14 protein-coding genes and 1 other annotated feature are annotated in these 14211 nt (G+C 42.0%); of the genes, 13 read left to right on the forward strand and 1 reads right to left on the reverse strand.

Going from position 1 to position 14211, the window contains the following annotated elements; genetic code table 11:
* The first annotated feature begins 6 nt into the window (after nt 1–6).
* Together JOC54_RS11120 and JOC54_RS11125 are read left to right on the forward strand one after the other, a co-directional pair.
* Entirely contained in the window at nt 7–1164 is a 1158-nt protein-coding gene (locus JOC54_RS11120) for a CamS family sex pheromone protein (RefSeq protein WP_204466368.1), read from the forward strand.
* A gap of 126 nt (nt 1165–1290) precedes the next feature.
* Nucleotides 1291–1542 (forward strand) — a binding site (T-box leader).
* A 55-nt stretch (nt 1543–1597) separates the two neighbouring features.
* A complete protein-coding gene (locus JOC54_RS11125) occupies nt 1598–2188 on the forward strand; it encodes a GNAT family N-acetyltransferase (RefSeq protein ID WP_204466369.1) in 591 nt (196 codons plus the stop codon).
* 167 nt (nt 2189–2355) lie between these two features.
* Here JOC54_RS11125 and JOC54_RS11130 read toward each other — a convergent pair whose 3' ends face one another.
* Complete coding sequence (locus JOC54_RS11130) at nt 2356–3009, reverse strand: helix-turn-helix transcriptional regulator (protein WP_204466370.1); 654 nt, start codon at nt 3007–3009, stop codon at nt 2356–2358.
* A gap of 142 nt (nt 3010–3151) precedes the next feature.
* Here JOC54_RS11130 and JOC54_RS11135 point away from each other — a divergent pair, with 142 nt between their 5' ends.
* The 11 genes from JOC54_RS11135 (at nt 3152) to JOC54_RS11185 (ending at nt 14183) form a co-directional block, all read left to right on the forward strand.
* Nucleotides 3152–4630, forward strand: a complete 1479-nt coding sequence (locus tag JOC54_RS11135; protein WP_204466371.1) for a sodium:solute symporter family protein — start codon at nt 3152–3154, stop codon at nt 4628–4630.
* Nucleotides 4631–4643: 13 nt separating this feature from the next.
* Nucleotides 4644–5735 (forward strand): alanine racemase, encoded by a 1092-nt coding sequence (locus JOC54_RS11140; RefSeq protein WP_204466372.1) that lies wholly within the window; start codon nt 4644–4646, stop codon nt 5733–5735.
* A 10-nt stretch (nt 5736–5745) separates the two neighbouring features.
* Nucleotides 5746–7347 carry an N-acyl-D-amino-acid deacylase family protein gene (locus JOC54_RS11145; protein WP_204466373.1) on the forward strand — a complete coding sequence of 534 codons (1602 nt, stop codon included), beginning with the start codon at nt 5746–5748 and terminating at the stop codon, nt 7345–7347.
* Between the two features lie 13 nt (nt 7348–7360).
* Nucleotides 7361–7825, forward strand: coding sequence for a RidA family protein (locus tag JOC54_RS11150; protein ID WP_204466374.1), 465 nt, complete (start codon nt 7361–7363; stop codon nt 7823–7825).
* A 34-nt stretch (nt 7826–7859) separates the two neighbouring features.
* Nucleotides 7860–8294, forward strand: a complete 435-nt coding sequence (locus JOC54_RS11155; RefSeq protein WP_437183536.1) for a DinB family protein — start codon at nt 7860–7862, stop codon at nt 8292–8294.
* Between the two features lie 249 nt (nt 8295–8543).
* Entirely contained in the window at nt 8544–8831 is a 288-nt protein-coding gene (gene gatC, locus JOC54_RS11160) for an Asp-tRNA(Asn)/Glu-tRNA(Gln) amidotransferase subunit GatC (RefSeq protein ID WP_204466376.1), read from the forward strand.
* 26 nt (nt 8832–8857) lie between these two features.
* Complete coding sequence (gene gatA, locus JOC54_RS11165; protein WP_035422197.1) at nt 8858–10309, forward strand: Asp-tRNA(Asn)/Glu-tRNA(Gln) amidotransferase subunit GatA; 1452 nt, start codon at nt 8858–8860, stop codon at nt 10307–10309.
* 13 nt (nt 10310–10322) lie between these two features.
* On the forward strand, nt 10323–11753 hold the full coding sequence (gene gatB / locus JOC54_RS11170; RefSeq protein WP_035442067.1) for an Asp-tRNA(Asn)/Glu-tRNA(Gln) amidotransferase subunit GatB: 1431 nt from the start codon (nt 10323–10325) through the stop codon (nt 11751–11753).
* A 197-nt stretch (nt 11754–11950) separates the two neighbouring features.
* Complete coding sequence (locus tag JOC54_RS11175) at nt 11951–12859, forward strand: diacylglycerol kinase (RefSeq protein ID WP_035422199.1); 909 nt, start codon at nt 11951–11953, stop codon at nt 12857–12859.
* 113 nt (nt 12860–12972) lie between these two features.
* The gene (locus JOC54_RS11180) at nt 12973–13524 is read left to right on the forward strand and encodes a hypothetical protein (RefSeq protein ID WP_204466377.1); all 552 of its coding nucleotides are present in this window, start codon (nt 12973–12975) and stop codon (nt 13522–13524) included.
* A gap of 92 nt (nt 13525–13616) precedes the next feature.
* A complete protein-coding gene (locus tag JOC54_RS11185) occupies nt 13617–14183 on the forward strand; it encodes a hypothetical protein (RefSeq protein WP_204466378.1) in 567 nt (188 codons plus the stop codon).
* Nucleotides 14184–14211: the final 28 nt, after the last annotated feature.

A 14211-nucleotide genomic window follows, 5' to 3' on the forward strand; every position in this document is an offset into this window, starting at 1 on the left:
TGTTCAATGAAGCGATGGGGGATCATTGGGCTTAGCGTGATTGTGTTATCGGGCTGTGGCTTTTTTGGAGGAGATGAGGAGAATGATCAGACGGAGGGGCCAGATTTGCCTACCTCTGATGATTCACTGACGGTTGTGCCACCAGTACCTTCTGAAGAAAACTATTATTCAAGCGTATTACGTGATGGAGCATACGTTCATGGTCAGTCACGAGGCTATGGGCTTGATCTTGGGATGAGTCGCAGCGATTTGGACTGGCTTGAGCTTGGTTTAGAGGACCTTGCCAAAGAAGCCTTTGACCCAAGTGAGTATTATTTTCAAGAAGGTCAGCATCTAACCAGAGATGTTTTGCGAGACTGGATTCGCAGATACGATGAGGATTCGAACCCTCAAGGATTGAATCCAGAGCTTGCTAGTGGAAGTGATATGTTTGAACAAATTGAAAATAGTCCATGGGTGTTATCAAATGTGCTTGAACACAATTATATGCAGGTTGATGAAAACGGCACGTACACAACAGCAGGGATTGTTATTGGTCTCTCTTTGTACAGTGAGTACGCCTTTACTACGGATGGCCGCTCAGGCTCCGTAACGCTCTCTGACAATGTGCAAGAACAAGAAGGTATGGCATTCGCCGAAGAAATTGTTAGTCGCATTCGAAACGGTGTAAGTAGCCAAGATGAAGATGTTAGCAATGTGCCGATTGTAGTTGCCTTGTTTAGTGAAGAGCCAGGAAGTTCCTTAAATGCAGGGCATTTCTTTAAACAAGCTCTATTTGAACCTGGTGAAGGGGCTTCGTGGGAAGATATTAGCCAGAAACACATTACGTTTCCTTCCTCAGAAGCGAGTAATGAGCACCAAGGAGATGCAGACCGATTTGCGCAGCTAGAATCAGATATTCAATCCTTTTTCTCTAATTACGTTGGTGTAGTTGGACGAGCACGTTATGAACAGAATCAGCTTGCTAAATTAACGGTCGATGTAAATATTCAGTATAAAGGCAAAGCGGAAGTGGTAGCAATCACTCAGTATATTGCATCGCGAGTAGAAGAACATTTTGAACAAATTGCCGTAGATGTCCAAGTATCTTCTTTATCAGGGACGCTTGAGAGTATTGTTTCGTACCATCCAAATGCAGACACATTCATTCATATTGTTCAATAAAGAAACAGCGAATGGTGTTTTGATTGGCCCTGCCAAGTAGACAGGAGTCAATTCAGAATAACCATTCGTTTTTTAAAATAATAGACTTGTTTTTCACTTAACTATCTGATAAATTTAAAAACAATAATAAAAGCAATGATGAGACGAGTAAGTAAGAAAGAAGCGTACAGAGACCCTGATAGTGGCTGAGAAAAGGGCACGGACGTCTTACTGAAAAAAACCTCGGAGCTGCGCATGGGAAATAGAAAGCTGTGGATCATGCGACGAAAGCCCTCGTTAACGGGAGTAGGTATCGCGGAAACCCCGCTGTACCGGAAGAGGCTCGATTTGTAGGTCGAGTAAAATGAGATGGTACCGCGACGAACAATCGCTCTCAAGACAGTTGTCTTGGGGGCGTTTTTTGTTTTTAATCTACTGAAAAAGGAGACTGTATATGAAAAATCCCATTTTATTAAATGTACCAGAGGAATTTTTTACAGAAAGACTTTATATTCGCATGCCTCGTCCTGGCGATGGGAAAGTTGTCCACGAAGCGATTTGTGCTTCACAGGAAGAGTTAAAGCAATGGCTTTCTTTTGCATCTAAGAATCAATCAGTTGAGGATGTCGAAATAATCACCCGTGAGGCACATAGCAAGTTTTTGCTGCGCGAACACTTGCGTTTCTTTGTTTTTCAAAAAAATACGAGAACATTTATTGCGACAATAAGTTTACATAATGCTGATTGGGAAGTACCGAAATTTGAAATTGGCTATTGGGTTGATTCAAGATACAGTGGGCAAGGTTATATCTCGGAAGCCGTGAGAGGGTTAACTGAATTTGCATTTAATCAACTGGGAGCCAATCGATTAACCATTCGCTGTGACCCGCGTAACGTGAAGAGCAAAGCTGTTGCTGAGCGAGCAGGGTTTCAATTAGAGGGTATTTTAAAAAACGATGAGTGGTCGATTGATGGCACCGTTTTAACAGATACATGCATTTATTCAAAAATACGCGAGTATGCTAAAGAAATTGAAAGCGATTAGACAAAAAACAGATAAACAGAATAAAAAGCGATCAATCCTGGCGGGATCGATCGCTTTTGAGTTTGGTGGCCAACCTAGCGTAAGGAATCCAGCGGTACAGGATATGTGTGAAGACGCTGGTACGGTGCTTCTCAGAAAAAGGCTGTGGAACAACTAAAGGTTTTCGATCATTCTTTACTCTCACGAACATCATCAAGAAGGTTGTAAAGCGTAAACTTCGATATATCAAAAAACTGGCAAACACGATCACCGGCTTTTTTAATTAAAAATGCCCCTTTTTGATCTAAGAAATGAATCGCTTTTTTTCGGTCCTCTTTATTCATCTGTGCTACAGGTTTGCCTATTTCATTAATGCACTGACTTAAGAGAAAATCGAGCAGTTCATTGACATCACTGACGAAAGCTTCTTCTACTTTTTTAACATCTGGATTAACATCGCTCATGGTCATTTGTTTCATCAGCGACTCAGCCATAATAAAGTTGGAAATATCATAATTAATACAGAGACAACCAATCACTTCGTTAGCGGAATTACGAAAATAAATAGAGCTAGAACGAAGAATTTTCCCATCCTGTGTTTGCGTTAAATAATTATATCGATCTCCAGCATTCGTTTCACCTTTAATGACTTCTAACCCTAGATTAGTCCCGCTATCACCGACCTTCCTTCCAGTTAAATGACCATTTTCAATGGCAACAATTGAGCTACCATAATCTTTGGTCAAGTCATGCAAAACGACTTCACATGAATCGCCAAATTGCGCCGCAATCCCTTTAATAATGGGTTTAAGCAAATCAAGTGAATCTGAAATATGATTCATAGAAAAACAACCTCCAGCAAAAAGTAATTGACAGAAAAATCTCGCACTAGTAAAATAAAAAATAATTAGATATAAATAAAATTAATTTGATATTAAAAAAAGTTATGTGAAGCTCATTATACCATACAAAGGAGTGAGAAAGTTGAGTCATCAACTCATTTACTTAATCGTTTTTGCATTATTTGCATTATCAATGGTATTCATTAGTGTAATCGTATCAAGAGGCGTAAAAAGTGGGGAAGATTTTCTGATGGGTGGGCGAGGTTTATCGGTTCCCCTGCTTGTTGGGACAACCATTGCGACGCTTGTAGGTACTGGCTCGAGTATGGGGGCTGTCAGCTACGCCTTTAATTTCGGCTGGGCGGGTGCACTTTACGGAGTTGGGGGAGCACTCGGGATCTTTTTACTGCTTATTTTGTTTAGTGACGTAAGAAAGTATAATTTAATGACGTTCTCTGAAGAATTGAGTTTTTATTATGGTGCAAATCGTATTGTGAAGGGCGTTACTTCTATCCTTTTATACATAGCCTCGATTGGTTGGCTCGGTGCCCACATTATGGGTGGAAGTTATTATTTAGCGTGGATCACTGGTCTCGATCCAATTCTTTCAAGAATCATTGTAGCATTGGCTTTTGCAATATTCACAATCATCGGTGGCTATATGGCTGTTGTCTATACAGATACGTTTCAAGCAGTTATCCTTTTTCTCGGCTTTATTATGCTCGCCGTTTTATCAATTAATAAGATTGGCGGAATGGGTGAAGTATCCAATCAAGTAAACGATGGAATGACAACGTTTCTAGGTTTAGGTGCAGTTGGCTGGTTGCCAGGTATTTCTCTAGCGGTCGTTATAGCTGTAGGTGTGTTAGCGACACCTTCCTACCGCCACCGCATTTATTCAAGTAGCAATATAAAAACGGTAAAAACAGGTTTTCTAATTACGGGTATATTGTTTGCTCTATTTTCTATTCTGCCATCAATCATAGGGATGTCTACATATGCACTTGACCCAACAATTGACGCTGAGTTTGCCTTTCCCTATCTGGTTACAGAAGTCTTTCCTGTTGGGATTGGGGCGATTATACTCATCTCCGGTTTAAGCGCTACCATTTCTTCAGGAAGTTCCGATTACTTAACGGCGGTGACAATTCTGTTAAGAGATGTTGTTTATATTGTTACTGGAAAAATGCCTGATAAAAAGAAAATGGTGCTGTATTCCCGACTTGCTCTAGTATTTACGTTATTTATAGCACTAGTTGCCACGCTTGGAGCAACAGGAATTTTGGATTATATCCAGAACTTTATATCAACAGTCATGACTGGTTTGTTCGTTGCAGCACTGCTTGGTAAGTTTTGGAGCCGCGCAACTTGGCAAGGTGGCATCGCTAGTATTTTAGGAGGTTCAGGGACAGCGGTATTCGTTTTGCTGAACGATTCTCTTATTTCAACGTTTGGTAACCCGGTCCTTCCGTCATTAGGAGCTGCCCTCGTTGCAGGCGTCATTGTCAGTTTAATCACACCGAGAAACCAAGTAACAGATGAAGAAGCATTGCGAATTCTCGATAAAGAGAGATCGATTATGGATGAAGGAACAACCGATCCACTAAAAAATATTAGCTGACAGGAGAGACAGTATGGATACCCCTTATATAAAGATTGACGAAGAAATTGCTCGAGCCAATATTGCACGCATGCAAGCGATCGCTAATCAGAAAGGTGTCCAGTTGAGACCCCACATTAAAACCCATAAAAGTCCGGAAATTGCTAATTGGCAATTAGAAGCAGGGGCGATTGGGGTTACGGTTGCAAAAGTTTCTGAAGCAGAAGTGATGATAAAGCAGGGGATAACGAATCTATTCATTGCTTATCCGATCGTCACAAAAACAAAAATTAAAAGAGTACTAGAATTGAATACGAAGAGTGAGCTGATCGTAGCTGTAGACAGTGAGGTTGGAGCGCAGCTTCTATCAGAAATGGCGCGAGAGGCAGGACAAACAGTGACGGTGCGACTAGAGGTCGATACGGGCTTAAGACGAACCGGAGTGAGACTAGATCGACTATCAAGCGTTGCGTCTTCTATTCATGCCCTTCCAAACCTAGTACTTCAAGGAATCTTTACATTTAAAGGTGCCATTATTGAAGGGAAAGCAACCCTTGATACAGATGGAGCTGGTATTGAAGAAGCGCAGTTATTGGCACAGTACGAAGCGGCCTTGTTAGCTGAAGGGATGGAAATCGACATCGTCAGTGCAGGGTCTTCGCCGACGGCTGTATCTGTAGCCGATGCCAAGACAGTAGACGAGATACGTCCAGGAACGTATGTATTTAATGATGCGATGCAAATGAAGCTGGGCCTCTGCACTGAAGCCCAGTGTGCCGCAAAAGTGGTTGTCACCGTTGTCAGTGCACCGGAAGATAATATGGTTGTTATTGATGGGGGTAGTAAAACATTTGCTACGGATGTTCAGCCAAACCAATCTCCTCTAAATCTCAAGGGTTTTGGTCAAGTTGTAGGTTACCCCGAGGCAGTGTTTGAACGCATGAATGAAGAACACGGTGTAATTGTTTTTCAGAAAAATCATGGTTTAAAGGTAGGTGATCAACTAGAGGTTATTCCAAATCATATTTGCAGTACCGTGAATTTGCATAACCGGATGTTTTTAAAGAGAACAAATGACGAGGGTCTGTCAGAAGTAATTGTTGAAGCTAGAGGCTGCTTACAATAGGAGGTGCATCATGCTTGACTATGTCATTAAACAAGGAAAAATTGTGGATGGAACGGGGAACCCCTGGTTCCGAGGTGACTTAGGAATCGTTGATAATCAGATTGTTGAAATAGGTGCGGTCCATACAGAGGCAAAACAGCAAATTGACGCGCAGCATCTTGTTGTTTCTCCTGGTTTCATTGACGGTCATTCACATTCTGATTTATTACTGATGAATCAACCGACTAGCGACATTAAGTTGCAACAAGGTGTGACAACAGAGGTCGTTGGTAATTGTGGTCTCGCTCCTGCGCCACTTACACGGGCAAATGAACAATTGCTCCGTTCCTACATTGAGCCGGTCGTTGGGGGCAGAAAAGGTGTATGGAACTGGCATTCAGTGGGCGAGTACATCCAGGAAATGGTCAAAGCACAGATTTCTGAAAATGTCGCAACCTATGTGGCCCATGGCTCTTTGCGAATTGCAGCGATGGGATTTGAGAACCGACCAGCGAGCGTTCATGAGCGCCAACAAATGAAAGAGATGCTAGTTGAAGGGCTAAAAGCAGGAGCAATCGGGCTTTCCATTGGTCTGCTCTATTCACCTGGAAGGTATGCTTCAAAAGAAGAAATTGCGGACCTATGCTCCGTCCTGCCTGCTTTTGATGGCTTATTGGCAACGCATATACGTGGTGAGGGGAACAATTTGTTATCTTCAATCAATGAAGTGATCTGGATTGCCGAGAGAGTAGGTGTACGTCTCCAAATTAGTCATTTAAAAGCTGCAGGAAAACGAAACTGGGGGCTTGTTGTTCAAGCGCTTGAGCTAATTGAAGAAGCGAGAGCAAGAGGTGTGGATGTGGCTTGCGATGTCTACCCATATCGCGCAGGCTCGACAATGTTATCGACCTTATTGCCACCATGGACACTGGAGGGTGGTATGCAAAACTGCCTTGTTCGTTTAAGTGATCCAGCAACGCGGGAAGTGATTAAGGCAGAGCTTAGTGAAGAGCAGGAAGATTGGGATAATCTTGTTGTTTCAACGGGCTGGGATAGTGTTGTTGTGTCTGCTGTATCACCAAAAAATCAGCTTTTGGAAGGGAAAAGTATACGCGAGATTAGCCAAGCAGTAGGCAAGCATCCGATTGATGTAGCGCTAGACCTTTTAATTGAAGAAGATGGAAATGTTAGTATCGTCTACTATCATATGTCAGATGACGATGTGGAAACCGTCATTCAATCCCATCTGTCACTGATCATTTCTGACAGTCTAGGTTGTGAAACAGGGAAACCTCATCCACGAACTTATGGGACGTTTCCAAAATTTTTTGCTGATTATGTCAGACGGAAAAAACTCTTAACGCTTGAACAAGCGGTGAGAAAAGTAACAAGTTATCCAGCAAGTCGCTTTAATTTGGGGAAGCGCGGTCTAATTAAAATCGGGTTCCAAGCTGATTTAACGCTCTTTCATCCTAATTTAATCGAATCCCGTTCAAGTTTTGAAGATCCAATAAATGCACCAGACGGGATAGAGCATGTCTTTGTTGGTGGAAAACCGACAATTGAGAGAAAAAAGAATCTCTTGGCTAGTGGCGGAGAGTTTCTAACGTGTAAGTGTTCAAAGATCATTTGAGGAGAGTGTAACGATGACAAACGTACAAGAGAGACTAGATGAATTGAAGATTGTTATTCCGGAGCCGACAAAACCAAAATTTGTTTATGTCCCAGCAAAGCGAACGGGGAACCTCATTTATACATCAGGTCAAGATGCAAGAAAAGATGGCGAGAACATTTACGAAGGAAAGCTCGGAGCAGAGGTATCGATTGAACAGGGACAAGAAGCTGCTGAGCAGGCTATCATAAATTGTTTATCTGTTATTCAAGGTGAAATTGGGGATTTAAACAAAATTAAGCAAGTGGTGAAGATGCTCGCTTTTGTAAACTCCGCACCAGGATTCAGTGATCAGCCGTATGTCATTAATGGCGCGTCGACATTACTGGAAAAAATACTCGGAGAAAAAGGCAAGCATGCTCGATCCGCGATTGGAACAAATGAACTACCGTTTAACACACCTGTAGAGATTGAATTAATTGTTGAAGTAGAAGACTAAATGAATGAAAATCTTATTTGCATACAACTGGCAGGTGCGAAGCGAGTGGCTCAACTGGTGCGAGACGCTATCAGAAGCAGAATTGCTTGCTCCCCAAGTAGGAGGAGTTGGTAGCATTGCCAAGACCATGCTCCATATTATTGATGTTGAATGGAGCTGGATTAGGCGCATTCAAGGCCAGAGCGACGAGGAGTATCAGTTAGGCTCAGAAGATTCCTTAGAGCAAATTATTCAACTGAATCACCGTTATCATAACGAAGTCAAGGCGTTTGTAGACGCATGGGAACCAGAGTGGGAGAAACGGCTGTACGACGATGGGCATCCGCCTTTTGATCGCTGGGGAGAAATAATGCGTCACTTGATCGCGCATGAAATCCATCACATCGGCCAACTTTCGGTTTGGGCAAGGCAGTTGGGGTATGAACCCATTTCAGCAAATGTGATTGGGAGAAATCTACTAGAAAAATAGCGAAACAGGCTTCCCGATTTAAGTTGGGCAAGCCTGTTTCTATTTAAAGAGAAACGTCATTCACTTATACCAATAAGATCGTTAAAGAGAAAAGGCAGTGCCATGTCAGAAATAATTCATTCTTGTCTATAATGATTAAAAGAAGGATTTATGCAGAAAGCGTATACTAGCGCTTGCTCTGTTGCTTGCGTTGCTTGAATTTGGTATCATTAGTGATATTGTCAACAAGACCGTTTTGGAGGTGCTCTAATGTCAAGAATTTCAAAGGATCAAGTAAAGCACGTAGCTCATCTTGCTCGCCTAGCGATTACCGAAGAAGAAGCAGAGATGTTCCGTGGTCAGCTTGAAGATATCATCACTGCTGCTGAGCAGTTAAATGAAGTAAATACAGAAGGTGTTATTCCGACCACACATGTATTGAATATGCATAATGTGTTGCGTGAGGACAAGCCAACCAAAGGTTTAGATGTAAAAGACGTTCTGAAAAACGCACCCGATCACGAAGGTGGTCAAGTACGCGTACCGTCAGTATTTTAAAGATAGAGTGGAGAGGAAGGACACGTATGTCACTATTTGATCATTCAATAAAAGAGCTCCATCAAAAGCTTGCAGCTAAAGAAATAAACGTTACCGATCTCGTTGATCAGTCATACACACGAATTGCAGAAGTGGATTCGAAGGTCAATGCGTTTTTAGCATTAGATGAAGAACGTGCACGATCCCTTGCGAAGCAATTAGATGAAGTAGACGCGTCAGAAAAAGGCATTCTTTTTGGAATTCCAATTGGGATTAAAGATAATATCGTCACAAAAGGGTTACGTACGACATGTTCTAGTAAGATCCTTGAAAATTTTGATCCAATCTATGATGCAACTGTAATGAACAAGCTTCGTGCAGCGGAAACCGTTACGATTGGAAAAATCAATATGGACGAATTTGCGATGGGTTCTTCAAATGAAAATTCCGCATTTAAAACAACAACAAATCCTTGGAATACAGAGTATGTACCTGGTGGCTCGAGTGGTGGTTCTGCAGCAGCGGTTGCCGCAGGAGAAGTTCCATTCTCGCTAGGATCGGATACAGGTGGTTCCATTCGTCAACCAGCCGCGTACTGTGGGGTTGTTGGTTTAAAACCTACATATGGACGTGTATCACGTTTTGGACTTGTTGCATTCGCGTCGTCGCTTGATCAAATTGGTCCAATTACTCGTTCAGTAGAAGATAATGCCTATTTATTTGAAGCGATTGCCGGACATTGTCCAGCTGATTCAACATCTGCGCAGTTGCCGGTACCACCTTATAGTGAGTCATTAACTGGTACGATAAAGGGCTTGCGTATTGCTGTTCCTTCTGAATATTTAGGTGAGGGTGTGGATCCAGAAGTTCGCCAATCTGTGCTTGATGCGCTTGCTGTATTAGAAAAAGAAGGCGCGGTCTGGGAAGAAGTTTCTCTTCCGCATTCAAAATACGCGCTTGCTGCGTATTATGTCATCGCTTCTTCTGAAGCATCAGCAAACTTAGCGCGCTTTGATGGTGTTCGCTACGGCTACCGCTCTGACAATGCTGATAATCTGCTTGATCTTTATAAAAATACGCGCTCAGAAGGCTTTGGTGATGAAGTAAAACGTCGCATCATGCTTGGAACGTTTGCGTTAAGCTCAGGTTACTATGATGCGTATTACAAAAAAGCACAGCAAGTTCGGACGTTAATTAAAAAAGACTTTGATGATGTGTTTTCAAGTTACGATGTTATCATCGGACCAACAACGCCAACACCAGCATTTAAAATTGGCGAACAGCTTGATGACCCAATGACGATGTATGCAAATGATATCTTGACGATTCCCGTTAACTTAGCCGGTGTACCCGCTTTATCTGTCCCATGTGGATTCAAAGATGGTTTACCGCTAGGCTTACAATTGATCGGCAAAAATTTTGACGAAGCAACGCTTTACCGTGTTGCCGATGTCTATGAAAAAGCAACGGCCTTCTCTAAAGAGAAGCCGGCACTGTAAGGGGGGAATCTGAATGAACTTTGAAACAATCATTGGTCTAGAAGTGCATGTCGAGCTGAAGACAGATTCAAAAATCTTTTCAGCAAGTCCAAACCATTTCGGTGCGGACCCAAATACAAATACAAGCGTTATTGACCTCGGTTATCCAGGCGTTTTACCGGTTTTAAACAAGCGTGCTGTTGACTTTGCGATGAAAGCCGCGATGGCATTAAATTGCCAAGTTGCAACGGATACAAAGTTTGACCGTAAAAACTACTTTTATCCAGATAACCCGAAAGCCTATCAAATCTCACAGTTTGATAAGCCAATTGGTGAACATGGCTGGATTGAAATTGAAGTGAACGGAACGAAAAAACGCATCGGTATTACCCGTCTTCATTTAGAAGAAGATGCAGGGAAACTAACGCACGGAAACGATGGTCATTCATTAGTCGATTACAACCGCCAAGGAACGCCACTTGTTGAGATCGTTTCTGAACCAGATATTCGCACGGCTGAAGAAGCGTATGCCTATCTTGAAAAATTAAAGGCGATCATTCAATACACAGGTGTGTCTGACTGTAAGATGGAAGAAGGGTCATTACGTTGTGATGCCAATATTTCCTTACGTCCACTCGGTCAAGAAAAGTTTGGTACAAAAACCGAGTTAAAGAACTTGAACTCATTCAACTTTGTCCGTAAAGGCTTAGAGTATGAGGAAAAACGCCAAGAACAAGTATTATTATCAGGCGGTATCATTGAACAGGAAACGCGTCGTTACGATGAAGCGGGCAACAAAACGATTCTGATGCGTGTTAAAGAAGGATCGGATGATTACCGTTACTTCCCAGAACCTGATCTAGTTAACTTATACATTGATGATGACTGGAAAGAGCGTGTTCGTTCGGAAATTCCTGAGCTGCCAGACGCGCGGAAAGAGCGCTATGTCCGTGAGCTAGGCTTGCCGGCCTATGATGCCCATGTGCTTACGCTCACAAAAGAAATGTCCGATTTCTTCGAGGAAACGATTCAAAAAGGTGTTGACGAAAAGCTTGTATCCAACTGGTTAATGGGTGAAGTACTCGCTTACTTGAACGCTGAGCAAAAAGAGCTTCATGACTCAGCTTTAACGCCAGAAGGCCTTGCAGGAATGATCAAGCTCATTGCTGAAGGAACAATCTCTTCGAAAATCGCCAAAAAAGTCTTTAAAGAATTGATCGAAAACGGTGGAAGCGCCGAGCAAATCGTTAAAGATAAAGGACTCGTCCAAATCTCTGATGAAGGCGAGCTTCGCAAAATGGTCGAAGACGTCTTAAATGCAAACGAGCAGTCGATTATTGACTACAAAAACGGGAAAGACCGAGCGCTTGGCTTCCTTGTTGGTCAAATAATGAAAGCTTCTCGAGGCAAGGCAAATCCACCAATGGTGAACAAGCTATTGCTTGAGGAAATGGATAAGCGCTAGTTACGTAGGATAAGCAAGAGAACAGTGACTGTTCTCTTGCTTTTTGCCTGACTTGAGTTTATGTCTTTCTGTAAAAGGGAAGAATAAGGAAGATATTTACGCTTTTTTACACTGTGTTTTTAAATGTTATGCACCATTCTAGCAAACGTTAAGGTACAATAGAATGATGTGAAGGTTAAAGAAAAGTAGGGATTGCGATGAAACGTGCACGACTAATCTATAATCCAAGCTCTGGTAGAGAGCAAATGAAAAAGAACGTTGGCTATATTTTAAATCGTCTTGAGCAAGCCGGATACGAAGCTTCTGCCCACGCGACAACACCGGAAGAAGGCTGTGCGACACGCGCTGCTCGTCAGGCCGGAGAACGAGGGTTTGATCTTGTTATCGCAGCAGGCGGAGATGGGACGATTTTTGAGGTTGTTAATGGACTGGCTGATCTTGAAAGACGTCCAATGCTAGGAATTATTCCAGCTGGAACAACAAACGATTTCGCGCGTGCGCTTGAAATTTCTAGAGATATTGAAAAAGCCTGTGACGTTATTTGCGATGGCCACTACGAGCCAATTGATATTGGAAAAATGAATCAAAAATACTTCATGAACATTGCCGCTGCAGGAACGTTAACGGAGCTTACTTATGAAGTACCGGCTAAGCTGAAAACAATGGTTGGTCAGCTTGCTTATTATATTAAGGGGATTGAGAAACTACCCCAAGTTAAACCTACGGCTGTACGAATTGAGTATGATGGGAAGTTATTTGAAGGCGAGATTATGATGTTTCTTGTCGCCAATACGAATTCAGTTGGTGGCTTTGAAAAGCTCTGTCCTGATGCGTCTTTACAAGATGGAATGTTTGATTTTATTGTTGTTAAAAAGACCTCGTTTGCTGAATTCGCCCATTTGGCATCTCTTGCCCTACGCGGTGAACATATTAATCATCCAAAGGTGATGTATGTAAAAGCGAACCGGATCAAAGTAGCGCTGCTTGAAGATCATGAAATGCAGCTGAACTTGGACGGGGAACGCGGTGGCGTATTGCCAGCTGAATTCGTGAACATGTACCATCACTTTTACATGATGATGCCCAAAAATCGCAAACGTCGCTAATTAAGAACCTTTCTGCTTGCAGAAGGTTTTTTTCTAGTTCCCAAATAGATTAAAGGAAACAGAAGGATGAGTGAAGAATAAGAATGGATTGTGAGACATGGAGGGGGACGCTTATGGAAATTGGGCGGAGCAGTCTGGGAAAAATGCAGCTCAAGCAGTTGATTTGGACAAATGGTTTATTCATTACTGTACTCGCTTTCTTACTGTTACTAGTAAGGCTAAGTGCAGGAAAAGAACTTATTCAAATGGCTTTAATTGGTATCTGGGTCCTAATTGTACTCTTTAGCTTGTTATCCTTACTAATAAAACAAAATCTATTCCAGCTCTTGGCTTCTTTAAAAGAAAGAGAGCAGAAGCCAGTTCCTTTACGTCGCTCGCACATGTTAGGAGCAATCACATTGCTTGCCATAAGTAGTATCAGTACGATTGTCTTTACTATGCCCTTCCTAAATCAATCAATTGAGATGACGATCAGCTATTACCTCATTACGATTGCTTTTTTAATTGTCCTTCTCTTTTTATTAAATACGGCCGGCCTCCTTCAGTTTGTACGCTTTACAGGGTTGGCGCAAACGAGACGAGGAAAATATATAGTGATTGCTTTAATGAGCTGTCCGGTGTTAGTCATTTCGTTACTACTATTCGCATTTGTCACATTTGCTTAATCTAAAGCTATATGAAGGTTGTTGCTTTCCTTGATGGGGAAGCTTTTTTATTGCTAAAATAGATCTAAGAAAACATACAAGGTGAGTGCTAGATGAATCAAGAAATAAGAGATGCAAGAGTCAAAGAAATACTGGTTGCGAATGGGTTGATTTTGCTTGTCGCTAGTTTAGTCATTGCGCTTGTGTATCTACAAGTAAATTTAAGTTATATTCTCGGTGCACTCGTAATTGTTTTAGTTGTTACAAGTATAAGAAGAATTTGGTTTACGAAGACTCCGATAACGCTTTTTCAATGGCAAAAAGTTCTCGTTGCCCATGAACGGTTCCAGTTTGGTGAGAAAGATTGGGCAAATCGAGTTAATTTCGATGCGTGGTCCAAAATAATCTTTAGTGGAGTTATTTTATTTGTAGCGTGGCAACCGACTGAAAGCATTTGGGTGTTAAACCAAGGCTTTCTAACTTTTGTGCTTATTGCAACGGCAGTATTTGTTCTTATCACAAATTACAGTGTCCTTTCCAAAGGAAGGACGATTGATACACTCAACGGCGAGCAAGAAAGTGGAATCCAATTCAAAGGTTCGACGCTGAAACGATTGTTAGGTGTTTGGATTGCTTGGTTACTAATTTTTGTCGTTGCTGCGTTCCTTGTTTTTCGTTAAAAAAGAGCCTCAGACATAAGAAGCACTG

Source organism: Shouchella xiaoxiensis, from assembly GCF_016907895.1.
GTDB classification, from domain to species: domain Bacteria; phylum Bacillota; class Bacilli; order Bacillales; family Bacillaceae_D; genus Shouchella; species Shouchella xiaoxiensis.